This is a genomic window from Streptomyces sp. BK208, assembly GCF_004364245.1.
Lineage (GTDB): Bacteria > Actinomycetota > Actinomycetes > Streptomycetales > Streptomycetaceae > Streptomyces.
On the sequence record NZ_SOAV01000008.1, the window covers coordinates 312,077 to 334,652 of the forward strand.

The 22,576-nt window shown below is 70.6% G+C and carries 18 protein-coding genes and 1 tRNA gene; 6 read left to right on the top strand and 13 right to left on the bottom strand.

What is annotated here, in order from left to right:
• Window positions 1–19 precede the first annotated feature (19 nt).
• Window positions 20–919: a hypothetical protein gene (locus EV562_RS21650; RefSeq protein WP_133888475.1), complete on the bottom strand. Its 900-nt coding sequence runs from the start codon at window positions 917–919 to the stop codon at window positions 20–22.
• A 127-nt stretch (window positions 920–1,046) separates the two neighbouring features.
• Here EV562_RS21650 and EV562_RS21655 point away from each other — a divergent pair, with 127 nt between their 5' ends.
• The 4 genes from EV562_RS21655 to EV562_RS21670 all read left to right on the top strand — a co-directional run bounded on the left by EV562_RS21655 (window position 1,047) and on the right by EV562_RS21670 (window position 7,018).
• Window positions 1,047–1,397 (top strand): chorismate mutase, encoded by a 351-nt coding sequence (locus EV562_RS21655; protein ID WP_133888476.1) that lies wholly within the window; start codon window positions 1,047–1,049, stop codon window positions 1,395–1,397.
• A 191-nt stretch (window positions 1,398–1,588) separates the two neighbouring features.
• Complete coding sequence (gene pepN, locus EV562_RS21660) at window positions 1,589–4,087, top strand: aminopeptidase N (RefSeq protein WP_166661926.1); 2,499 nt, start codon at window positions 1,589–1,591, stop codon at window positions 4,085–4,087.
• 163 nt (window positions 4,088–4,250) lie between these two features.
• Entirely contained in the window at window positions 4,251–5,609 is a 1,359-nt protein-coding gene (locus EV562_RS21665) for an aminotransferase class V-fold PLP-dependent enzyme (RefSeq protein ID WP_133888478.1), read from the top strand.
• Window positions 5,606–7,018 (top strand): SidA/IucD/PvdA family monooxygenase, encoded by a 1,413-nt coding sequence (locus EV562_RS21670; RefSeq protein ID WP_133888479.1) that lies wholly within the window; start codon window positions 5,606–5,608, stop codon window positions 7,016–7,018. Before EV562_RS21665 ends, EV562_RS21670 begins: the two co-directional genes overlap by 4 nt.
• Before the next feature lie 22 nt (window positions 7,019–7,040).
• Here EV562_RS21670 and EV562_RS21675 read toward each other — a convergent pair whose 3' ends face one another.
• Window positions 7,041–8,849, bottom strand: a complete 1,809-nt coding sequence (locus EV562_RS21675; protein ID WP_133888480.1) for a 5'-nucleotidase C-terminal domain-containing protein — start codon at window positions 8,847–8,849, stop codon at window positions 7,041–7,043.
• A gap of 251 nt (window positions 8,850–9,100) precedes the next feature.
• Between EV562_RS21675 and pyk the strand changes: the two genes are divergently transcribed.
• Window positions 9,101–10,537 carry a pyruvate kinase gene (gene pyk, locus EV562_RS21680; protein WP_133888481.1) on the top strand — a complete coding sequence of 479 codons (1,437 nt, stop codon included), beginning with the start codon at window positions 9,101–9,103 and terminating at the stop codon, window positions 10,535–10,537.
• Here the strand turns inward: pyk and EV562_RS21685 are convergent, their stop codons facing one another.
• Window positions 10,538–11,314, bottom strand: a complete 777-nt coding sequence (locus EV562_RS21685; RefSeq protein ID WP_133888482.1) for a helix-turn-helix domain-containing protein — start codon at window positions 11,312–11,314, stop codon at window positions 10,538–10,540.
• Window positions 11,315–11,420: 106 nt separating this feature from the next.
• A tRNA-Leu gene (locus tag EV562_RS21690) sits at window positions 11,421–11,495 on the bottom strand.
• Window positions 11,496–11,596: 101 nt separating this feature from the next.
• Here EV562_RS21690 and EV562_RS21695 point away from each other — a divergent pair.
• A complete protein-coding gene (locus EV562_RS21695; protein WP_133888483.1) occupies window positions 11,597–12,253 on the top strand; it encodes a response regulator in 657 nt (218 codons plus the stop codon).
• Between the two features lie 86 nt (window positions 12,254–12,339).
• On the opposite strand, the gene EV562_RS21700 is transcribed toward EV562_RS21695, so the two are convergent.
• The 9 genes from EV562_RS21700 to EV562_RS21740 all read right to left on the bottom strand — a co-directional run bounded on the left by EV562_RS21700 (window position 12,340) and on the right by EV562_RS21740 (window position 22,392).
• Window positions 12,340–13,056, bottom strand: a complete 717-nt coding sequence (locus tag EV562_RS21700) for an ABC transporter ATP-binding protein (protein WP_133888484.1) — start codon at window positions 13,054–13,056, stop codon at window positions 12,340–12,342.
• On the bottom strand, window positions 13,053–13,967 hold the full coding sequence (locus EV562_RS21705) for an ABC transporter ATP-binding protein (RefSeq protein WP_133888485.1): 915 nt from the start codon (window positions 13,965–13,967) through the stop codon (window positions 13,053–13,055). Before EV562_RS21705 ends, EV562_RS21700 begins: the two co-directional genes overlap by 4 nt.
• A gap of 5 nt (window positions 13,968–13,972) precedes the next feature.
• On the bottom strand, window positions 13,973–15,799 hold the full coding sequence (locus tag EV562_RS21710; RefSeq protein WP_133888486.1) for a branched-chain amino acid ABC transporter permease: 1,827 nt from the start codon (window positions 15,797–15,799) through the stop codon (window positions 13,973–13,975).
• A gap of 5 nt (window positions 15,800–15,804) precedes the next feature.
• A complete protein-coding gene (locus EV562_RS21715) occupies window positions 15,805–16,737 on the bottom strand; it encodes a branched-chain amino acid ABC transporter permease (RefSeq protein ID WP_133888487.1) in 933 nt (310 codons plus the stop codon).
• A gap of 115 nt (window positions 16,738–16,852) precedes the next feature.
• Window positions 16,853–18,091 (bottom strand): branched-chain amino acid ABC transporter substrate-binding protein, encoded by a 1,239-nt coding sequence (locus tag EV562_RS21720; protein WP_166661927.1) that lies wholly within the window; start codon window positions 18,089–18,091, stop codon window positions 16,853–16,855.
• A 287-nt stretch (window positions 18,092–18,378) separates the two neighbouring features.
• Complete coding sequence (locus tag EV562_RS21725) at window positions 18,379–18,975, bottom strand: Tat pathway signal sequence domain protein (RefSeq protein WP_133888489.1); 597 nt, start codon at window positions 18,973–18,975, stop codon at window positions 18,379–18,381.
• Entirely contained in the window at window positions 18,972–19,445 is a 474-nt protein-coding gene (locus tag EV562_RS21730) for a hypothetical protein (RefSeq protein ID WP_133888490.1), read from the bottom strand. Before EV562_RS21730 ends, EV562_RS21725 begins: the two co-directional genes overlap by 4 nt.
• Before the next feature lie 87 nt (window positions 19,446–19,532).
• Window positions 19,533–20,021: a hotdog fold thioesterase gene (locus EV562_RS21735; RefSeq protein ID WP_133888491.1), complete on the bottom strand. Its 489-nt coding sequence runs from the start codon at window positions 20,019–20,021 to the stop codon at window positions 19,533–19,535.
• Window positions 20,022–20,112: 91 nt separating this feature from the next.
• The gene (locus EV562_RS21740) at window positions 20,113–22,392 is read right to left on the bottom strand and encodes an FdhF/YdeP family oxidoreductase (protein WP_133888492.1); all 2,280 of its coding nucleotides are present in this window, start codon (window positions 22,390–22,392) and stop codon (window positions 20,113–20,115) included.
• Between the last annotated feature and the right edge of the window lie 184 nt (window positions 22,393–22,576).

The following is a 22,576-nucleotide window of genomic DNA, read 5'->3' on the forward strand; positions in this document are numbered from 1 at the left end:
GGCGCCCCGCGCCCCCCGATCACGTATCGCACTCCAGCACCGTCCGGCACAGCCCGCACCGCGCCCGTACCCGCCCCCGCACCGGCACCCCGATCCGCTGGTGACAGGTCGGACAGTCGAACGCCACCCGCAGCTGCCCCGGTGCCCCGGCCGTGAAGGCGTACGGCACACCGTCCGCCGCCGCGCCCCGGGCCCCCGCGTCCTGCGCGTGCCGGCGGTCCCGCGCGTAACGGCGCCGGCCCGCCCAGCCCGCCGCGGTGAGCGGCGGCTGCTGCCCGTCCCGGCGCGCCCGGGCCAGACCCCTGCCGTACGCCGTGTACGCCTGCGGACTCGTGAACCACACCGACGGATCCTCACCGAACAGCAGCGCCCGCTTGGCCAGCACGTACCCGAACTCCTCCGGCGTCAGATACCCCAGCTTCTGCGAGGACGCCGCGTCCTCCCGGTAGGCGTCCAGGAGCAGCCAGCCGGCGCCCAGGTACGTCGTCGCCGTGTCGGTGAGGATCTCGTTGGCCCGGGTGCCGGGGAAGGCCAGGTCGAGACGGTGCAGATACACGTGCATCACCTCGTGCGCCAAGGCCGCGCCGATGTCCCGGCGATGCGTGCGGAAACGGTCGTTCAGCTCGACGAAGTACTCCGGACCCGCCGTCAGCTCCACGTTCGCCGCGTGCGTCATCTCCCGGAACGAGACGATCATGCGGGCGTCCGGCAGCCGGTAGTGCCGCACCAGCTCACGCGCCACCCGCTGCGTCCCCAGATACAGGTCGTCCGTGTCGCAGAACGCCACGTCCACCGGCGCCACACTGGCCGAGAACGTCCGCACGGTGTCGTACGACAGCCGCCGGTACAGCGCCGTCACCGCCTCCCGCACCGTCTCCAGGTGCGGGAACCCGTGCTCGACCGGTCCGCCGTTCGCCACGCCCTACCCCCAAGACGCCTGCACCCTGCTCCCTGCCCCCACTGTACGAGCCGCACGAGGACCGCAGCGCGTTCAGCGCCTGAGACGGTCTGCGCCCGACCGGCCACCGCCCTTAAGGTGTGCGCCCATGACCACCAGCAACACCGGCACCGGTGCCGTCGAACCCGCCGCCCGCGAGGAACTGGCCCGGCTGCGGGACAGCATCGACAACATCGACGCGGCCGTCGTCCACATGCTCGCCGAGCGCTTCAAGTGCACCCAGCGGGTCGGCCACCTCAAGGCCCGCCACCGGCTGCCGCCCGCCGACCCGGCCCGGGAGGCCCAGCAGATCGCCCGGCTCCGCGCCCTCGCCGAAAGCGCCAAGCTCGACCCGGCGTTCGCCGAGAAGTTCCTGAACTTCATCGTCGCCGAGGTGATCCACCACCACGAACGCATCGCGGAGGACAACGGCGCCGCCACCGCACCCGCCTCCGACTGAACGACCGAGCGACCGAGCGACCGAGCGACTCAGCGACCGGGACGGACCGCGCCCCCGCCCACGGGGGCGCACGCCGGGCAGCACGCCGCCGGCCCGGCCACGGGCCCGACGACCGGCGCGGCGGGCCGGACAAACCGTGCGTACCGAACCGCGCCTGTGCCCTGCCCACCCCATCAGGCAGCATGTCGTGCATGTCCGTACTGACGCGCGACGAAGCGCAGACCCGCTCCCGGCTCCTCGACGTCCACCACTACACGATCGACCTCGATCTCACCCGTGGGGACGACACCTTCGACTCCCGCACCGTCATCCGGTTCACCGTCCGCGGCGACACGGACACCGCGGACACCTTCGTCGAGGTCAAGCCCGCCGAACTGCGCACCGCCACCCTGGACGGACATCCCCTCGACCCGGCCGCCCTCGACGAGAACCGGCTGCCCCTGAAGGACCTCACCCCCGGCGAGCACGAACTGCGCGTCGAGGCCGCCATGCGCTACTCCCGCACCGGCGAGGGCATGCACCGCTTCACCGACCCCACCGACGGCGAGACCTACGTCTACACCCAGCTCTTCCTCGACGACGTCCAGCGCGTCTACGCCGCCTTCGACCAGCCCGACCTCAAGGCCGTCTTCGACCTCACCGTCACCGCCCCCGACAGCTGGACCGTCCTCGCCAACGGCATCACCGAACACACCGGCGACGGCCACTGGAAGGCCGCTACCACCCCCCGCATCTCCACCTACCTCGTCGCCGTCGCCGCCGGCCCCTGGCACTCCGTGCGCACCGAACACCGCGGCCTGCCCTTCGGCATCCACTGCCGCCGCTCCCTCGCCCCCCACCTCGACGCCGACGCCGACGAGATCCTCGACGTCACCCGCGCCTGCTTCGACCGCTACCACGAGAAGTTCACCGAGCCCTACCCCTTCGACTCCTACGACCAGGCGTTCGTCCCCGAGTTCAACGCCGGAGCCATGGAGAACCCCGGCCTCGTCACCTTCCGCGACGAGTTCGTCTTCCGCTCCGCCGTCACCGACACCCAGCGCCAGACCCGCGCCATGGTCATCGCCCACGAAATGGCCCACATGTGGTTCGGCGACCTCGTCACCCTGCGCTGGTGGGACGACATCTGGCTGAACGAGTCCTTCGCCGAGTACATGGGCTACCAGACCACCGCCGAGGCCACCCGCTTCACCGACACCTGGACCGACTTCGGCGTCACCCGCAAACCCTGGGGCTACGACGCCGACCAGCGCCCCTCCACCCACCCCGTCGCCCCCGAGGACGTGCGGGACACCGCCTCCGCCCTCCTCAACTTCGACGGCATCTCCTACGCCAAGGGCGCCTCCGCCCTGCGCCAGCTCGTCACCTGGCTCGGCGAGAAGGACTTCCTGGCCGGCATCAACATCCACTTCGAACGGCACAAGTTCGCCAACGCCTCCCTCGCCGACTTCATCGACTCCCTCGCCGCCGCCACCGACCGCGACGTCCACGCCTGGGCCGACGCCTGGCTGCGCACCACCGGCGTCGACACCCTCACCCCCGACGTCACCGGCGACAACGGCAGCCGCTCCCTCCACGTCGCACGCAAGGGCGAACGGCCCCACCGGATCGCCGTCGGCCTCTACGACCGCGACCTCACCGACGAGGGCCGGCTCACCCTGCGCACCCGCCTCGACCTCGACCTCCCCCAGAGCGAACCCCGGCCCATCGGCAAACTCCCCGCCCTGGTCGTCCTCAACGACGGCGACCTCTCCTACGCCAAGATCCGCTTCGACGCCGACTCCTTCCGCACCCTGAGCGAAGGCCTCTCCGGCCTGCCCGACCCGCTCACCCGGGCCGTCGCCTGGAACGCCCTCAGGGACGCCGTCCGCGACGGCGAACTCCCCGCCGCCGCCTACCTCGGCATCGCCCGCACCCACCTCCCGCACGAGACCGACCTCGCACTCGTCGACGGCGTCCTCGCCTTCGCCGCCGGCCAGGTCGCCGACCGCTACGTCACCCCCGCCCAGCGGCCCGCCGCCCTGACCACCCTCGCCGAACTCTGCCGCGACCTCATGCGCCGCACCGAGGACGGCGACCACCCCGGCCTGCGCCTGATCGCCGTACGCCACCGCATCGCCACCGCCGCCCACCCCGACACCATCGCCGCCTGGCTCGCCGACGGCACCGTGCCCGGCGGCCCCGAACTCGACCCCGAACTGCGCTGGCGCATCCTCACCCGGCTCGCCGTCCTCGGCGCCACCGACGAGGCCGCCATCGCCGCCGAACTGGACGACGACCCGAGCGCCACCGGCCAGGAAGGCGCCGCCCGCTGCCGCGCGGCCCTGCCCGACGCCGAGGCCAAGGCCCGCGCCTGGGAGGCCATGTTCGCCACCGACGACCTCTCCAACTACCTGTTCACCGCCACCGCCCAAGGCTTCTGGCAGCCCGAGCAGGCCGACCTCGTGGCCGGTTACGTCCCGCGCTACTACACCGAGGCCGTCGCCCTCGCCGCCCGCCGCGGCCCCGCCATCGCCGAGGCCGCGGGACGCTGGGCCTTCCCCGCCCACGCCGTCGACGCCGACACCCTCCGCCTCGGCCTGGAATGCCTCGCCGGCGCCGACCCCCTCCCCGCCCTGCGCCGCAAACTCACCGACCAGCTCGACGACCTCGCCCGCGCACTGCGGGTACGGGAGGCGCACACGGACTGACCCCGGCCCCGGCCGGTCCCCGGGGCACGGGGGACCGGCCGCCACCCGGCACGGGAAGCCCACCGGGATACCCCTTTCGGGTTGCGCTCACTGAGCTGTCCGGGCGAACACCCGCCCCGGCGTACAAGCTGGAACCCCAGTCCCCGTGCCCCAAGGACGGCTCATGGGCATGCCGCCCCTCGCCTCGGGCCCGCACGGCACCGACGCCCTGCGGCCCCTGATCGACACCGTGCTCGACGCCCTGCGCACCGGCACCACCGCACGCGGCGGACCCCTGCCCGCGGGCGGCCCCGACGCCGTCGCCGCCCGGATGGCCGACGCGGCCGGCGACATCCTGCCCGACCGCGGCGACCCCGACGCACTCCGCGTCCTGGTCACCGCCCTCGCCGAAGGCGCCGCCGACCCCGCCCACCCCCTGTGCACCGCCCACCTGCACGCCCCGCCCCTCGCCGTCGCGGCCGCCGCCGACCTCGCCGCGAGCATCCTCAACCCCTCCCTCGACTCCTGGGACCAGGCACCCGCCGCCACCGCACTGGAAACCCTCGTCACCCGCGCCCTCGCCCGGGAGACCGGCGCCACCGACGCCCTCGTCACCACCGGCGGCACCGAGTCCAACCAGCTCGCCCTCCTGCTCGCCCGCGAGAGACACGGCCCCGGCCTGCGACTGGTCCACGGCGAGAACGCCCACCACTCCCTGCCCCGCGCCGCCCGGCTCCTCGGCCTGCCCGACCCCGTCGCCGTCCCCGCCCCCGCCGGCACCCTCGACCCCGCCGCCCTCGACGAGGCCCTCACCCGCATCCCCGGCCCGCACCTCGTCGCCGCCACCGCCGGCACCACCGACGCCGGACTCATCGACCCGCTGCCCGACATCGCCGACCGCTGCGCCGCCCACGCCGCCCGCCTCCACATCGACGCCTCCTACGGCGGCGGCCTCCTCTTCAGCGACCGGCACCGCGCACGACTCACGGGACTGGAAGCCGCCGACACCGTCGCCCTGGACCTGCACAAACTCGGCTGGCAGCCCATCCCCGCCGGACTCCTCACCGTCACCGACCAGGACGACCTCGCCGCCCTCCACCACCACGCCCCCTACCTCAACGCCGACGACGACACCGACGCCGGCCTGCCCGACCTCCTCCACCGCTCCCCGCGCACCAGCCGCCGCCCCGACATCCTCAAAGCCGCCGTCACCCTCAAGACCCTCGGCCGCACCGGCCTGGGAGCCCTCGTCGACCAGGTCTGCACCCTCGCCCAGGACTTCGCCCGGCTCGTCGACACCCACCCCGGGTTCCACCTGCACGCACCGCCCACCATCAGCACGGTCCTCTTCCGGCCCGCAGGCGCCACCGACGACGCCGTCGCCGCCGTACGCCGCACCCTGCTCACCACCGGCCGCGCCGTCCTCGGCCGTGCCCGCGCCGACGGCCGCCTCTGGCTCAAGGCCACCCTCCTCAACCCCCACACCCGACCGGACGACCTCACCGCACTCCTGACACTCGTGGAAGGACACGCCCCCCGATGAGCCCCGCCCCGCACCCCGCCCCCGACGCCCCCCGCGACCTCGTCGGCATCGGCATCGGCCCCTTCAACCTCTCCCTCGCGGCCCTCGCCGACCCCCTCCCCGGCCTCGACGCCGTCTTCTACGAACAGCGCCCCGACTTCCGCTGGCACCCCGGCCTGCTCATCGACGGCGCCCGCGTCCAGGTGCCCTTCCTCGCCGACCTCGTCACCCTCGTCGACCCGGCCAGCCCCTGGACCTTCCTCAACCACCTCAGGGCCAGAGAACGCCTCTTCCCCTTCTACTTCGCCGAACGCTTCCACATCGAACGAGCCGAGTACGACGCCTACTGCCGCTGGGTCGCCGAGAACCTGCCCGCCCTCCGCTTCCACCACCAGGTCGACGCCGTCCGCTGGAACCCCGAACGCGGCCTCTTCGAAGTCGACTACACCCAGCTCGACGCCGCCGGGGAGGCGGAAGCCCTCGGCCGCACCCACACCCGCAACGTCGTCCTCGGCGTCGGCACCGAACCCCACGTCCCCGACCCGCTCAGGCCCCTCGTCGAGGACCCCGCCGTCCCCGTCGTCCACGCCACCGACTACCTGCGCCACCGCGACACCCTGCGCAGCGCCGGACACGTCACCGTCATCGGCACCGGACAGTCCGGCGCCGAGGTCTTCCTCGACCTGCTCCGCCACCGCCCCGCAGGCCGCGAACGACTGCACTGGCTCGGCCGCACCGAAGCCCTCGCCCCCATGGAGTACTCCAAACTCGGCCTGGAGCACTTCACCCCCGACTACACCCGCTACTTCCACGGCCTGGCCGAAGCGGTCCGCGACCGCCTCGTCGCCGCCCAGTGGCAACTGCACAAGGGCATCGACGCCGACACCACCGCCGCCATCCACGACGAGCTCTACCGCCGCACCCTCGACGGCGGCTGGCCCGACACCACCCTCACCCCCGGCGTCCACGTCCGCACCGCCGGCCGCATCGGCGCCACCCAGGTCGAACTCCACCTCGAACACGACCAGCAGAAGACCCGCTCCCGCCTCACCACCGACGCCGTCGTTCTCGCCACCGGCCACCGCGAACGCCCCCTCGGCCGCATCCTCGCCGGCCTCGACCCCTACATGCGGCGCGACAGCAGCGAACGCCCCCGCGTCGACGACCGCCACCGCCTCGTCCTCGACCCCTCCGTCACCGGCACCGTCTACGTCCAGAACGCCGAGACCCACACCCACGGCGTCGGCACCCCCGACCTCGGCCTCGCCGCCTGGCGCAGCGCCACCATCCTCAACGACCTCACCGGACAGGAGCCCTACCCGCTGCCCCGCCGCACCGCCTTCACCACCTTCGGCCTGGAGAACGGCCGGCCCCAGATCCCGTCCGCACGCCACCACCGGGCACTGACACCCCTGGCGGACGGAATCTGAGGCCGGCCTCCCGTGCCGCGGATCAGAACACGGGCACCCCGTCACGCGTCAGCGACCAGTCCACGGACGCGAAGTCCTTCGGGTCCAGCACACCCTTCGCCGTCACCCACTCCGCGATCCGCGTCCGGATCTCCGTCGACTCCGACCACAGCTCCTTGGCCGACGCCACGTGCGGGAAGGCACCGCCACCATTGGCCCGGTAGTTGTTCACCGCCAGCACGAACTGCGCGGCGTCGTCCAGCGGAGCGCCGCCGAACGTGACGTTCCGGATCCGCGAACCGGCCGCCTGCGCGACGTCGATCTCGTACGCCAGCCCCGACACGTAGTCGTAGTTGTAGTCCGGACGGCCGTTCGCGTTCGTCAGCCTGTCCACGTCCACCGGCGACCCGGCCGCCGTCCGCACGTAGTACTCCGCCGAATACTCCAGGTACGCCCGCACCTGCGCGCCGGTCAGCAACTTCGCCACCAGCGTGTTGTCGTACACGTACAGACTCGACAGGTCCCGGATCGTCACCTCGCCGGCCGGGATCTGCGAGGTCCGCGAGAACGGCGACGCCTGCGCGAGCACCGGCAGCGAGGCGTACTCCGTGCCCGCCAGCGCCTCCTTGACCACGTCCTCCTGCACCTTCGTGATCAGGTCGATGATCGGGGCGTCCTTGTACCGGGCCTCGACCGTCGTCAGTGTCTCGGTGGCCGTGCCCACGACCTGGTTGACGTACGCCACCACCTTCGCGTGCTCGTCCTTCAGCAGCCGCGTGATCCTCGGGTCGTCCGCGACCGCGTTGGAATTGCGCAGCGACGCCTTCACCGACTCGACCTGCCAGCGACCCCGCTCGAAGACCAGCTCGAAGTCGAACAGGGTGAGCCGCTCGGCGAAGCACAGCGGCTCCGACAGCACGACCGTCCGCCCCGTCTCCTCGTTGACGACCCTCAGCTCGGCGATCTCCTCGTGCGCGTGCCCCACCAGGATCGCGTCGATCCCCGGCACCAGCCGCGCCACGTTCGCCGCCGCGTTCTCCACGTACGGCACCTGGTCACCGTACGAGGACGTGCCCGACGAACCGGAGTGCGCCGACACGACCACCACGTCCGCACCCATCGAACGCAGCTTCGGCACCCACTTGGCCGCCTGCTCCTCGAGCCCCGGGAACGCCAGCTTCCCCTGCACGTACGCCTTGTCCCAGATCGCGATACCCGGGTTCGTCAGGCCCAGCACCGCCACCTTCACCGGCGGCGCGCCCTTCACCCGGAACGTCTTCATGAAATACGGCGGGAAAGCCGGCTTCAGCGTCTTCGCGTCCACCGCGTTCGCACCGAGCAGCGGGAAATCGCACTGCTCCTCGAACTTGCGCAGCGTCTCGATGCCGTAGTTGAACTCGTGGTTCCCGAGCGCCACCGCGTCGTAGCCGATCGCGTTCATCGCCTGCGCCATCGGGTGCACCGGACCGCCCTTGGCGGTGATCGGGTCCACCTTGGCGTAGTAGTACGTCAGCGGGGTCCCCTGAATGGTGTCGCCCGCGTCCACCAGCAGCGTGTTGTGGCGGCCCTTCTCCTCGCGCACCTGGTTCACCAGCGTGGAGATCCGGCCGAGCCCCTGGGCGTTGCCCGCCGCGTCGGTGTACTCGGCGTCCTTGAAGTAGTCCCAGTTGAAGACGTGCCCGTGCAGGTCGGTGGTGCCGAGCACGGTCAGCGCGTAACGCTTCGGCTTCCGGCGGCCCCGGTGCGCGGGGACCGCCGCCTCGGCCGCCGGAGCCGCCGCCGCGCCGGTCAGGGCGACTCCCGCCCCCGTCACGGCGGACCTGCTCAGGAACGTGCGGCGGTTCAACGGCATGACTGACTCTCCTCGGTGGACCCGTGCAGACGCTGGCGACCGGACAGTGGCAACGCGCGTAGATTCTGTCCTGAACATGCCGCGTGTCAAGAGGTGACGGCCCACCCGAATGTCCCCCGACCGGCCCATCGCTGCTCATCGGAGCGGCCGGGTGCACAATTCAACACTTGTCAATACCCCTTTACCGAAAGGTCGTTGAGTGGTCATGCGTGGCCAATTCGCTACCCGGCAGTAAGTCATAGGCTCGACCCATGCGCCGAGCAAAGATCGTCTGCACTCTTGGTCCCGCCACCGACTCGTACGACCAGATCAAGGACCTGGTCGACGCCGGCATGGACATCGCCCGCTTCAATTTCAGCCACGGCACCCACGCCGAGCACGAAGAGCGCTACCGCCGGGTCCGCAAGGCGTCCGACGAGACCGGCCGCAGCGTCGGCACCCTCGCCGACCTTCAGGGCCCGAAGATCCGCCTCGGCCGCTTCGCAGAAGGACCCGTACTCCTTGAACGCGGCGACACCTTCACCATCACCGTCGAGGAAGGCACCGAAGGCGACCGCCACACCTGCGGCACCACCTACGCCGGCCTCGCCGACGACGTCACCCCCGGCGAACGCGTCCTCGTCGACGACGGCAAGGTCTGCCTGGAGGTCACCGGCGTCGACGGACCCCACGTGCGCACCGAGGTCGTCGAAGGCGGCATGGTCTCCGACCACAAGGGCCTCAACCTCCCCGGCGTCGCCGTGTCCGTGCCCGCCCTCTCGAAGAAGGACGAGGACGACCTGCGCTGGGCACTGCGGGCCGGCTTCGACGTCGTCGCCCTCTCCTTCGTCCGCAGCGGACGCGACATCCTCGACGTCCACCGCATCATGGACGAGGAAGGCCGCCGCCTCCCCGTCATCGCCAAGATCGAGAAACCGCAGGCCGTCGAGAACATCGAGGACATCGTCGCCGCCTTCGACGGCATCATGGTCGCCCGCGGCGACCTCGGCGTCGAAATGCCCCTCGAACAGGTGCCGATCGTCCAGAAGCGCGCCGTCAAGCTCGCCAAGCGCAACGCCAAACCGGTCATCGTCGCCACCCAGATGCTCGACTCCATGATCGACAACGCCCGCCCGACCCGCGCCGAAGCCTCCGACGTCGCCAACGCGATCATCGACGGCACCGACGCCGTGATGCTCTCCGGCGAGACCAGCGTCGGCAAGCACGCGACCGACACCGTGCGCACCATGGCCCGCATCGTCGAAGCGGCAGAGGAGGACATCCTTGCCAAGGGACTGCCCCCGCTCACCGAACGCAACAAGCCCCGCACCCAGGGCGGCGCCGTCGCCCGCGCCGCCGCCGAGATGGGCGACTTCCTCGGCGCGAAGTTCCTGGTCGCCTTCACCCAGTCCGGCGACACCGTCCGCCGCCTCTCCCGCTACCGCTCGCCCATCCCGCTGCTCGCCTTCACCCCGGAACCGGCGACCCGCTCCCAGCTCAGCCTGACCTGGGGCGTGGAGACCTTCATCGGCCCGCACGTGGACTCCACGGACGCGATGGTCGACCAGGTGGACGACCTGCTCACCCGCTATGGCCGCTGCGAGAAGGGCGACGTCGTCGTCATCACGGCCGGCTCGCCCCCGGGAGTCTCCGGCACCACGAACCTGGTCCGCGTCCACCACATCGGGGAGGACGACAGCCCCAAGTAGTCAGTACTTGGGACCGACGTGGACGTCCATGAGGGCTACGGAGGCTTTTCGGGCGACGGAGATGTTGAACGGGTTGCCGTGGCGCGTGCAGTGCGTCCACTCGATACCGAGTGCGTCGAGGGTGTCCGTGAACAGGCGACGGATGTCGGCCGATACGTTGGTGAAGAAGTACCGGGGATATTCGTAGCGCTTGAGTACCCCGCCGACGCTCCTCCGGGTCCAGTTGGTGACCCGGCAGCCGTCGGAGTGGACGAGGCCTCGAATGAACTCCCACGGATGAGCGTCGACGATCGCCTGCTGCCAGGGTTCGAGAGCGATCCGGCGCTCATGCTTCTTGCCGGGGCCGTGCTGGGGGAGGAAGCAGGGCCAGTGGCTGCTGTAGCCGACCACAGATGTGTAACCGACGGCTCGGACCCGGGTTGCCTTGCCGCTGGGATTGATGGCTTCGACGGCGGCGGCGCACGCGTCGATGAGGCCGGGCCACGCGTCGGCGCACGCGATGCGGAGGAAGTAACCGGAGCGTGCGCCGGGACTGATGCAGCCATCACCGAGGTAAAGACCCAGCAGGTAGGCGTAAGCAGCCTGTTCCTGTGGCGGCTCGGCTGTCGGACCGCACAGGGAGCAGACTGATTTCCTCATCCGCGGCAGCGGTTCGATACGCGTCTGCCACGAGCGGATGGCGGCGCGGGATATGCCGGTTTCCCTGCTGACGGAGTTCAGGCTCCGTCCTTGTGCCACCAGTGCCAGCGCTCGGGTGCGTGTGTCCACGTCGTACATGGGGCCACTGTGCGAGTGGGAAAGCATTGGCACCCGGCAAAAAGTGGATGTTCACGAGAACGTGGACATCCACTTGGTGACGGCAATCTTGGAAACGAAGGAAAAGTGCCCCGGGTCGGACTCGAACCGACACTGTATGGGTTTTGAATCCATTGCCTGCTGCCAATTGGGCTACCGGGGCCCGCGGAATCGAAGGTTTCCACCGACCCTCCGCGCGTACACCTTACCGCAGCTAGGTAGTCTCTTGTCAGCAGTACCCCTGCCCCGAACGAGGAGCCCCACGTGACCGCCCCCGAGTCGCCCCAGCCCGCCGACGTGACCGACGACGACCAGTCGCACGTGCCTCCGCTGACGACCCGTGTCGTCATCGCCGAGGACGAGGCGCTCATCCGGCTGGATCTCAAAGAGATGCTGGAGGAGGAGGGGTACTCCGTCGTCGGCGAGGCCGGTGACGGTGAGCAGGCCGTCGAGCTGGCCCGGGAGCACCGGCCCGACCTGGTGATCCTCGACGTGAAGATGCCCAAGCTGGACGGCATCTCCGCGGCCGAGAAGATCGCCGAGGAGAGCATCGCGCCGGTGCTGATGCTGACCGCCTTCTCGCAGCGCGACCTGGTGGAGCGGGCCCGGGACGCGGGGGCCATGGCGTACCTGGTGAAGCCGTTCAGCAAGAGCGACGTCGTGCCGGCGATCGAGATGGCCGTGTCCCGGTTCACGGAGCTGAAGGCGCTGGAGAAGGAGGTCGCCGACCTCAGCCTGCGTCTGGAGACCCGCAAGCTGGTGGACCGTGCGAAGTCGGTGCTGCAGACGGAGTACGGCCTGACCGAGCCTGCCGCCTTCCGGTGGATCCAGAAGACGTCGATGGACCGGCGGATGTCGATGCAGCAGGTGGCCGAGGCGGTCATCCAGGACGCCGAGGAGAAGAAGGCGTCCAAGGGCTGATCCCACGACGTAGGAGTGACGAGTGAGGCCCGCGTTCCCCGTGTGGGGGCGCGGGCCTCACTCGTGCCGTGCGGTGGGCGGGAGTGTCAGTCCTCGCCGAGGTAGGCCTTGCGGACCGATTCGTCGTGGAGGAGGTCCTGGCCGCTGCCGGACAGGACGATGTTGCCGACCTCCATGACGTGGCCGTGGTCGGCCAGGGACAGGGCGGCCTGGGCATTCTGTTCGACGAGCAGGATGGTGGTGCCCTGGGACTTGAGTTCGGCGATGGTCGCCATGATCTTCTGCATCATGATCGGCGAGAGGCCCATGGAGGGTTCGTCGAGCATGAGCAGTTTGGGCTGGGACATCATGGCGCGGCCCATCGCGAGCATCTGCTGCTCGCCGCCGGAGAGGGTGCCCGCGGCTTGCTTGCGGCGTTCTCCGAGGATGGGGAAGAGGTCGTAGGCGCGCTGGATGTCCCGGTCGATGCCGGCTCTGTCGCTGCGCAGGAAGGCGCCGAGGCGGAGATTGTCCTCGATGGTCATGCGGGGGAAGATGTGCCGGCCCTCGGGCGAGTGGGCGAGCCCCAGCGAGACGATCTGGTGGGCGGGGACCTTCTTGAGCGACTTGCCGCCGAACTTGATCTGGCCGCCGACCGGCTTGAGGAGGCCGGAGAGGGTGCGCAGGGTGGTGGTCTTGCCGGCGCCGTTGGTGCCGATGAGGGTGACGACCTCGCCGGCGTCGACCTTGAAGGAGATGCCTTTGACGGCTTCGATCTTGCCGTAGGCGACGCGGAGGTCCTCGACCTCGAGGAGTGCGGTCATCGGTCGTTCTCCTTGCGGGCCGCGGTGTCCGTGGTGGTGGCGGCCTGGGCGGCTTCCGCGGCCTCCACCTCGGCGGCTTCGGCCGCGCCGGGGTCGTCGGCGAGGGGTTCGCCGAGGTAGGCGGCGACGACGCGTTCGTCGCCCTGCACCGTGGCGCTGTCGCCCTCGACGAGTTTCTCGCCCTGGACGAGGACGGCGACGCGGTCGCAGAGGTTGAAGATGAAGCGCATGTCGTGCTCGATGACGAGGACGGCGATGCCCTGGTCGCGGATGGCGAAGACCAGCTCTTCGGTGGCCCGCGTCTCCTGGGGGTTCATGCCGGCCGTCGGTTCGTCGAGGAGCAGCAGTCCGGGCTCGCTGGCCAGCGCGCGGGCGATCTCCAGCTTGCGCTGTTCGCCGTAGGGCAGGTTGCGGGCGAGGTGGTCGGCCTTGTCGGCGAGGCCGACGAACTCCAGTAGTTCCAGGGCGCGTTCCCGGGAGGCTTTCTCGGCCCGGTGGAAGCCGGGGCCGCGCAGGACGGCCGACCAGAAGCCTTCCTTGGTGCGCGTGTGGCGGCCCACGAGGACGTTCTCGAGGACGGTCATGTTGGAGAAGAGGCGGATGTTCTGGAAGGTGCGGGCGATGCCGGCGGCGGTGACCTTGAAGGACTTGGCGGGCAGGACCCGGTCCTTGTAGCGGACTTCGCCCTCGGTGGGGATGTAGAGGCCGGTGAGGCAGTTGAAGAAGGTGGTCTTGCCGGCGCCGTTGGGGCCGATGAGGCCGACGATCTCGCCGCTGTTGACGGTGAGGTCGACGTTGTTGACGGCGGTGAGGCCGCCGAAGCGCATGGTGACGCCGCGTGCGTCGAGGATGGGGGTGCCGGGGGCGGGGGTGCCCGGCGCGGTGTCCTTGGTGGTGGTGTCGGTGGTCATGGTGGTCAGGCCCCTGTCTTGCTCAGGACTGTGGGCGCTTCGGCCTCTTCGTGGAATTCCAGCTTGCGGCGCCGGTTGGCGATGAGTCCTTCGGGGCGGAAGCGCATCAGCAGGACGAGTGCGAGCCCGAAGGCGAAGAGCTGGTAGTCGTCGAGGAACTGGAGCTTGTTGGGGATCAGGAAGAGCAGGGAGGCGCCGATGAGCGGGCCGGCGATGGTGCCCATGCCGCCGAGCACGACCGCGGCGAGCAGGAAGGCGGAGTTGGGCGGGGTGGTGCCGGCGAAGAGGTACTGCTCGGGGGTCACGGTGTAGGTGACGTGTGCCTGGACGGTGCCGGCGAGTCCGGCGAGCGAGGCGCCGACGGCGAAGGCGATGAGCTTGACCCGGAAGCCGTTGATGCCCATGGCGAGTGCGGCGGTCTCGTCCTCGCGGATGGCGACCCAGGCGCGGCCGATGCGGGAGTCGCCGCTGCGTCGGAAGACGAGGACGACGACGGCCGTGATGATGAGCATCAGGAAGAAGTAGTTGGCGAAGCGGCCGATGGTGAAGCTGCCGACGTCGTGCTGGGTCCCGAGGTCGAATCCGAGGATCTTGAGGTCGGGGATGGACGAGATGCCGTTGGACCCGTTGGTGACGTCCGGGCCGGAGGTGCCGTCGAGGTTGTTGGCGGTGATCCGGAAGATCTCACCGAAGCCGAGCGTGACGATGGCGAGGTAGTCGCCGCGCAGCCGCAGGGTGGGTGCGCCGATGAGGACGCCGAAGACGAGTGACGCGGCGGCGCCGACGAGTACGGCGGCCCAGAAGGGGAGGTGCAGGTCGAACGGGGAGCTGGGGGAGCCGGACACCATGGAGGCGGCGTAGGCGCCGACGCCGAGGAAGGCGACGTAGCCGAGGTCGAGCAGGCCTGCGAGGCCGACGACGATGTTCAGGCCGAGGGCGACCGTGGCGAAGATGAGGATGTAGACGCCGATGGTGGCGTACTGGTCGTCGGACTGGGTGAAGGGGAAGCAGGCCGCGGCGACGAAGGCGCCGCAGACGGTGATGTTCTGGTGGCGTGCGGTGATCTGCGAGGCCTGGGCGATGAGGCCCGACTTGTTGAGGGCGGCGAAGCCGAAGCCGGCGGTGATGAGGAAGCCGACGAAGAGCTCGTCGTACTCGGTGCCGATGCCGTAGGTGAAGACGAACAGGCCGACGGCGAGGACGGCGACGATGATCAGGATCTCGATGTAGGAGGGCAGGGCGGGCACGGGGCGCGGGCTGCCGGAGGCGAAGGCTGCCTTGACGGTCTGCCAGTTGTGGGAGCTGGTGTGCTTGAACCGTTCCCAGCCGGTGTCGTCCGGGTCGAAGGGGTCGGGTTCGGGTCGCTCGACGGGCAGGGCGAGGGAGCCGATCAGGGCTGCCAGGGTGACGGCGGCCGCGATGTATCCGCCGGGTTCCAGGTTGACGACGCCGCCGAGTTGGGCGCTGATCGCGATGACCGTGTACCAGGTGGTGGTGAAGGCGGCGAGCGCGGCGAACCTGAGGGCGGCGTCGGCGCCGGCCGGTGCGAGCCAGCGCAGCCCCTTGACGTCGTACGAGGCGAGGCCGATGAGGGTGGTCAGGGCTCCGGCCACCAGTACCAGCACTTGGAGGCCGCCGGGGTAGCCGTAGACGGTGAGGTCGCCGGGGAACTCGGCGGTCCAGGTCCAGGCGAGGAAGGTGGAGACGACGGTGAGGACGCCGCCGCCGGTGGCGAGGGCGCGGCCGACGTGGGCGGGTATGCCGATGAGGCCGGGGGTGTCGCCGGGGGCGGGGGCACCGGTGTTCTTCGGCGCGGTGGTCTGTGTGGTCATCGGTGTCACGCCCTGTCCGCAACGCGTTCGCCGAGCAGGCCCTGGGGCCTGAACAACAGCACGAGGATGAGGAGGATGAAGGCCCAGACGTCGGACCAGGACTGGCTGCCGAACTTGTCCAGGCCGGGGATATCGGCGATGTAGGCGGTCGCCAGGGTCTCGGCGACGCCGAGGGTGATGCCGCCGATCATGGCGCCGTAGATGTTGCCGATGCCGCCGAGGACGGCCGCGGTGAAGGCCTTGAGGCCGAGGATGAAGCCCATCTTGAAGTCGATCTGGCCGTACTTGAGGCCGTTGGCGACGGCGCCGACGGCGGCGAAGACGGCGCCGAGGGCGAAGGCGACCACGATGATGCGGTCGGTGTTGATGCCCATCAGCTTGGCGGTGTCCGGGTCCTGGGCGGTGGCCTGCATGCCCCGTCCGGTGCGGGTGCGCATCACGAAGAAGCCGAGGATGGCCATGCTGACGGGGGCGGCGACGAACAGGAAGATGTCGCCGGTCTGGAGGGTGACGCTGCCGATGTGGAAGGGGCCGCCGTCGATCTGCGGGAAGGTCCGCGCCGACTTGGCCTCGGGGTACCAGGCCCACACCGCCTGCTGGAGCGCGAGGGAGAGGCCGATGGCGGTGATGAGGGGCGCGAGGCGGGGGGCGCCGCGCAGGGGCCGGTAGGCGAACCGTTCCGCCCCGATGGCGACGGCGACGGAGACGACCATGGCGCCGAGGAGCATCAGGGGAAGGGCGATCAGCATGGAGGTGCCGTCGGGCAGGATGTACACGTAGACCGTGAGTGCGCCGAAGGCGCCGGTCATGAAGATCTCGCCGTGGGCGAAGTTGATGAGCTGGACAATGCCGTAGACCATCGTGTAGCCGATGGCGATCAGCCCGTACATGGATCCCAGTAGCAGGCCGTTGACCAGCTGCTGCGGCAGTTCGTTCACCGCATGTCCTCCGAGACTTTCGGACGTTCGACGGATGTGGCCGGATGCGAGTCCGCGCGGGGCGCCTGTGGAACAGCGCCCCGCGCGGCTCGTGGGCTGTGGTGCGGGTGGGGTGTCAGCCGGTGAAGGTGCCGGACTTCACGGAGCCCCACGCACCGTTCTCGACGGCGTACACGGTGAGCTGCTTGTTGGTGGCGTCACCGAACTCGTCGAAGGAGACCTTGCCGGTCACACCGTCGAAGGAGACGTTCTGCATGGCGTCCACGACCTTGGCGCGGGCGTCGTCGGGGAGCTTCCCGTCGTTGTCCTCGACGACCTTCTTGACCGCCTCGATGATCGCCCAGGCGGAGTCGTAGGAGTAGCCGCCGTAGGCCTCGTAGGCCTCCTTGTAGCCCTCGGCCTTGTAGTTGGCGACGAATTCCTTGGCGGAGGGGAGTTTCTCCACCGGTGCGCCGACGGAGGTCGCGAGGTCGCCGTTACCGCTGGCGCCGGAGAGCTTGATGAAGTCGGCGCTGTAGATGCCGTCGCCGCCGACCAGCGGGATCTTGGCCCCGGCGGCCTTGATCTGCTTGCTGAGGGGGCCGGCCTGCGGGTATTCGCCGCCGTAGTAGACGACGTCGGCGCCGGAGTTCTTGACCTTGGTGGCGACCGCGTTGAAGTCCTTGGTGTCCGGGTTGATGTGCTCGGTGCCGACGACCTTGCCGCCGAGCTTCTTGAACTCCTGGGTGAAGGTGGCGGCGAGGCCGGCGCCGTAGGTCTTCTTGTCGTCGATGACGAAGACCTTCTTCTTCTTGGAGTCGTTGAAGACGTACTGCGCGGCGAACGGGCCCTGGATGGCGTCCGTGGTCGCGGTGCGGAAGTACGACTTGTACGGCCGGACCTTCTTGGTCTGCCAGTCCACGCCCTGGGTGAGCGAGGGGTTGGTGTTGGCCGGGGAGACCTCGACCAGCTTGGCCGTGTCGAAGACCTTCTGCATGGACTCGCCGACCGAGGAGTTCAGCGGGCCGACGACGCCGAGGACGTCCTTGTTGGCGACGAGCTTGGTGGCGTTCTGCTGGCCGACGGACGGCTGGCCCTGGTCGTCGAGGGCTTCGACCTTGAAGGTGACGCCGTCGACGGTCTTGTCCTTGTTGGCCGTCTTGGCCGCGAGGTCGACCGAGTTCTTGATGCCGAGGCCCAGCGCGGACAGGTCGCCGGTCAGCGGGGCGTCGACGCCGATGACGACGGTGGTGCCACCGCCGCCGTTGCCGGAGTCCGAGCCGCCGCCGTCGTCGTCGCGCGAGCCGCAGGCGGTGAGGGTGAGCGCTCCCGCCGCCAGAGCGGCGGTGATGGCGATGAGCGAACGTTGACGCACGATCAGTCCTTTCCCTGGCACGGCCGCATCCCCGTGGAAGCGGTCGAGTCGAGCGCGAGGCCGAAATGACAATCCGACGGCGCGGTGACTGGCCGTGACTCTAAGCGTGTGTAGGGAAGGTGGAGGAGGGTCTGACTCAGGCTGTGACTCTCTTGTTATGACACCGGGTATTGCAGAGCGGTACTGGCGGGGAAGAAGGGCTGAATTCAGGCCGATTCGCCCTGTCCGCATGGTGAGAACCCGCAGGACGGACGGTCGCGGTTCAGGTGTCTGGGGCGTTTTGGTGATTACCTTGAATCGTTGCCGCAGGCGACCTCAAGGGCCTGGGAGAGGTCCTGCGCATAGCGCGCCCCCAGGAGGAAACTGTGGGCTTCTATTGCGCGCGCATTACGCAGCGTTACATCCAGGAAAGGGAGTCCGGGATTCCGGGGCGCTTTTTCACATTCCGTCACCCGCAACGTGACAATGATCTTGCGGGCGGAATGCGGCTTTGTCTGGAAAGGTGCCGCGGGCGAGGAGACCACCGACAGCCCCTGGTAGGGCTGGGTCAACCGCGTCACGGTGACCGGCGGCCCGGACCGCACGCTCAGCAGCACCGTGAAGCTGAAGCCGCCGGCCGGGGCCGCCCGCGAGGCGGTCACGGGGGTCACGTAGACGAGGTCGACCGCCTGGGACGGATAGGGCGGGGCGGGGGCGTGGCGCGGCTGCGGCCGGCTCGCGCACAGGTAGCCGCCGCCCGCCAGGACGAGGACGGCGGCGGTGGACGCGAGGACGGCCCGGCGGTGGCGGTCGTAGTGCCGGGCGAGCCGTCCGCGCGGCCGGGGTCGCGGTGCCTCCCGGACGTGGGTGTCCGCACCCGGCTCGACGGGCCCGACGCCGCTCATGACTGCCAGGGGCCGCGGCTGGGACCCGCGTCGCGGTAGTCCTCGGCGCACGCCCGGCGCGTCCGTCGGCCGATCAACTCCTCGGCTTCCTGGGCGCCCTGATCCCGTCGCGTGGCCCGCGCCGCGTCCACGACCTCCCGCAGGATGTCGTACTGCCGGTTGGACAGCCCCATCGACTGGTAGTCGCCGTAGGGCTCGCGGCCGGCCAGCATCTCGCGCGCCCAGTACGCGACGGCGCTCACGCACAACTCCGCGCCGGACAGCGGCCGTCGGGAACCGGACGGCGCGGATGCCGCGGTCGGCGCGGTCGGGGCGACCGGGGCGGACGAGGCGGACGTTGTGGGCGCGTTGGGCGCACCACCGGCGGAACCGCGCGCTCCGCCACCGGGGTCGCCGCACCCGGCCGCCGTGACGGCGGTCAGCAGCGCCAGTGCCGCCGCTCCCGGCCCCGGGAGCCCTCGCCGTCCCATGCCCCGAAGGTAGGGCGGCGGACGGGCGGGGGCAATGCCGCGGTCACGGGTGCCGTGGACCAGGATCGTGAGCGGGTCGCGGGCGGCTCAGCCCGCCGCGCCCGCCGGGGCACCGTCGCCGGGGTTCACGTCGCGCAGCAGGCAGGTCAGCCGGGCGGTGCACACCCGGCGGCCCTGCTCGTCGCTGATCACGATCTCGTACGTCGCCGTCGACCGGCCCCGGTGCACCGGGGTGGCCACCCCGGTGACCAGACCGGAGCGGGCCCCGCGGTGGTGGGTGCAGTTCAGGTCGACACCGACGGCGATCCTGGACGCGCCGCCGTGCAGCATCGAGCCGACCGACCCGAGCGTCTCGGCCAGCACCGCCGAGGCGCCGCCGTGCAGCAGCCCGTACGGCTGGGTGTTGCCCTCCACCGGCATGGTGCCGACGACCCGGTCGGCCGAGGCCTCGACGATCTGCACACCCATGCGCGTCCCCAGGTGCCCGGCGGAGAACAGGGCGGGCAGGTCGACGCCGAGCGCGGCGTACTCGTCGATGACCTCCTGCGGGAACTGCACCTGCTGCTGCTCACCCATGGCCCGGCTCCGTTTCGTCGATCCGTCCGCGGTCCCGCCGGCCGGTCGCGGTGACCGGCCGGCCGGCCGCTTCGCTTCGCTGAGCAAACGCTCAGTCGGTCGCCGATTGTTCCAGACGGACCACCACGGACTTGCTGGCCGGGGTGTTGCTGGTGTCCGCGGTGGCGTCCAGCGGCACCAGGACGTTGGTCTCCGGGTAGTACGCCGCCGCGCAGCCCCGGGCCGTCGGGTAGTGCACGACGCGGAAACCGGGCGCCCGCCGCTCCACGCCGTCCCGCCACTCGCTCACCAGGTCGACGTAACCGCCGTCCGCGACGTCCAGCTTCCGGGCGTCCTCCGGGTTGACCAGGACGACGCGGCGGCCGTTCCTGATCCCCCGGTAGCGGTCGTCCAGACCGTAGATCGTGGTGTTGTACTGGTCGTGCGAGCGCAGCGTCTGGAGCAGCAGCCGCCCCTCGGGCAGCTCGGGGTGCTCGACCGGCGCGGCGGTGAAGTTGGCCTTGCCGGTGGCCGTCGGGAAGCGCCGCTCGTCGCGCGGGGCGTGCGGGAGGGTGAAGCCCCCGGGGCGCGCCACGCGCGCGTTGAAGTCCTCGAAGCCCGGCACGACCCGCCCGATGCGGTCCCGGATCGTCGCGTAGTCCTTCTCGAACTCCTCCCACGGCGTGCGGCTCTCCTCGCCCAGCACCCGGCGCGCCAGCCGGCACACGATCGCCGGCTCGGACAGCAGCTGCGCGCTCGCGGGCTCGAGACGGCCGCGCGAGGCGTGCACCATGCCCATGGAGTCCTCGACGGTCACGAACTGCTCGCCGCCGCCCTGGAGGTCGCGCTCGGTGCGGCCCAGCGTCGGCAGGATCAGCGCCCGTGCGCCGGTCACCGCGTGCGAGCGGTTCAGCTTCGTCGACACGTGCACCGTCAGCCGGGCGCGGCGCACGGCCGCCTCGGTGACCTCCGTGTCGGGGGAGGCGGAGACGAAGTTGCCGCCCATGGCGAAGAACACCTTCGCCTCGCCGTCGCGCAGCGCGCGGATGGCCCGTACGACGTCGAAGCCGTGCTCGCGCGGCGGCGCGAAGCCGAACTCCCTCTCCAGGGCGTCAAGGAAGGCGGGCGCGGGCCGCTCGAAGATGCCCATCGTGCGGTCGCCCTGCACGTTGGAGTGGCCGCGCACCGGGCAGACGCCCGCGCCGGGACGGCCGATGTTGCCGCGCAGCAGCAGGAAGTTGACCACCTCGCGGATGGTGGGCACCGAGTGCTTGTGCTGGGTCAGGCCCATCGCCCAGCACACGATGGTGCGCTCGGAGGCGAGCACCATGCGCAGCGCCTCCTCGATCTCCGCGCGCGTGAGACCGGTCGCCGCGAGCGTGCCGTCCCAGTCGGCGGCGCGGGCGGCCGCGGCGAACTCCTCGTACCCGTGCGTGTGTTCCTCGACGAAGGCCTCGTCGACCGCGCCTTCGGTCTCGACGATCAGCTTGTTCAGGAGCCGGAACAGGGCCTGGTCGCCGCCGATGCGGATCTGCAGGAAGAGGTCGGTGAGGGCGGCGCCCGAGGTGAGCCCCTTGGGGGTCTGCGGGTTCTTGAAGCGCTCCAGACCGGCCTCGGGCAGCGGATTGACGCTGATGATCCGCGCGCCGTTCGCCTTGGCCTGCTCCAGGGCGGAGAGCATCCGCGGGTGGTTGGTGCCCGGGTTCTGGCCGGCCACGATGATCAGGTCGGACTTGTGGAGGTCCTCCAGCAGGACGCTGCCCTTGCCGACGCCGAGGGTCTCGGACAGGGCCGAGCCGGACGACTCGTGGCACATGTTGGAGCAGTCCGGCAGGTTGTTGGTGCCCAGCTCGCGCGCGAAGAGCTGGTAGAGGAACGCCGCCTCGTTGCTGGTGCGCCCCGAGGTGTAGAAGACGGCCTCGTCGGGCGAGCCGAGGGCGGCGATCTCCTCGGCGACGATGTCGAAGGCGCGCTCCCAGGTGACCGGCTCGTAGTGCGTACCGCCCTCCGGCAGGTACACCGGATGCGTCAGCCGGCCCTGCTGGCCCAGCCAGTAGCCGCTGCGGCCGGCGAGGTCGGCCACGGAGTGCGCGGCGAAGAACTCCGGCGTGACCCGGCGCAGGGTGGCCTCCTCGGCCACGGCCTTCGCGCCGTTCTCGCAGAACTCCGCCTTGTGCCGGTGGTCACCCTCGGGCCAGGCGCAGCCCGGGCAGTCGAAGCCGTTCTTCTGGTTGATGCTCAGCAGTGTCAGCGCCGTCCGCCGCACACCCATCTGCCGCTGCGCGACCCGCAGGGTGTGGCCGATGGCCGGGATGCCCGCCGCCGCGTGCTGGGGCGCCGAGACCTCCGGCGCGTCCTGGACCGGATCACCCTTGGGCGGCTTGGTCGCCATCGCGCGCTCCTTCGCTTACGCGTTGTGAAGTACGTCTCCGATCCTCGCACGCGCCACCGGCGGCTCGAGATGCCGGGCGCGATTGGCGCCGCAAAGGGGCGCGGGGAACTGCGCGACCGGCGGCGGCACACCCGCAGCCGACATGACCGCGCTCGTGCCACCGGCGATCGCGACACCGACTGTC

Coding starts and splice junctions, on each gene's coding strand:
- EV562_RS21740 (WP_133888492.1), bottom strand. CDS start 22,392: ATGGCGACCAAGCCGCCCAAGGGTGATCCGGTCCAGGACGCGCCGGAG.
- EV562_RS21700 (WP_133888484.1), bottom strand. CDS start 13,056: ATGACCGCACTCCTCGAGGTCGAGGACCTCCGCGTCGCCTACGGCAAG.
- EV562_RS21735 (WP_133888491.1), bottom strand. CDS start 20,021: ATGGGTGAGCAGCAGCAGGTGCAGTTCCCGCAGGAGGTCATCGACGAG.
- EV562_RS21730 (WP_133888490.1), bottom strand. CDS start 19,445: ATGGGACGGCGAGGGCTCCCGGGGCCGGGAGCGGCGGCACTGGCGCTG.
- pyk (WP_133888481.1), top strand. CDS start 9,101: ATGCGCCGAGCAAAGATCGTCTGCACTCTTGGTCCCGCCACCGACTCG.
- EV562_RS21685 (WP_133888482.1), bottom strand. CDS start 11,314: ATGTACGACGTGGACACACGCACCCGAGCGCTGGCACTGGTGGCACAA.
- EV562_RS21670 (WP_133888479.1), top strand. CDS start 5,606: ATGAGCCCCGCCCCGCACCCCGCCCCCGACGCCCCCCGCGACCTCGTC.
- EV562_RS21725 (WP_133888489.1), bottom strand. CDS start 18,975: ATGAGCGGCGTCGGGCCCGTCGAGCCGGGTGCGGACACCCACGTCCGG.
- EV562_RS21705 (WP_133888485.1), bottom strand. CDS start 13,967: ATGACCACCGACACCACCACCAAGGACACCGCGCCGGGCACCCCCGCC.
- EV562_RS21675 (WP_133888480.1), bottom strand. CDS start 8,849: ATGCCGTTGAACCGCCGCACGTTCCTGAGCAGGTCCGCCGTGACGGGG.
- EV562_RS21710 (WP_133888486.1), bottom strand. CDS start 15,799: ATGACCACACAGACCACCGCGCCGAAGAACACCGGTGCCCCCGCCCCC.
- EV562_RS21655 (WP_133888476.1), top strand. CDS start 1,047: ATGACCACCAGCAACACCGGCACCGGTGCCGTCGAACCCGCCGCCCGC.
- EV562_RS21665 (WP_133888478.1), top strand. CDS start 4,251: ATGGGCATGCCGCCCCTCGCCTCGGGCCCGCACGGCACCGACGCCCTG.
- pepN (WP_166661926.1), top strand. CDS start 1,589: ATGTCCGTACTGACGCGCGACGAAGCGCAGACCCGCTCCCGGCTCCTC.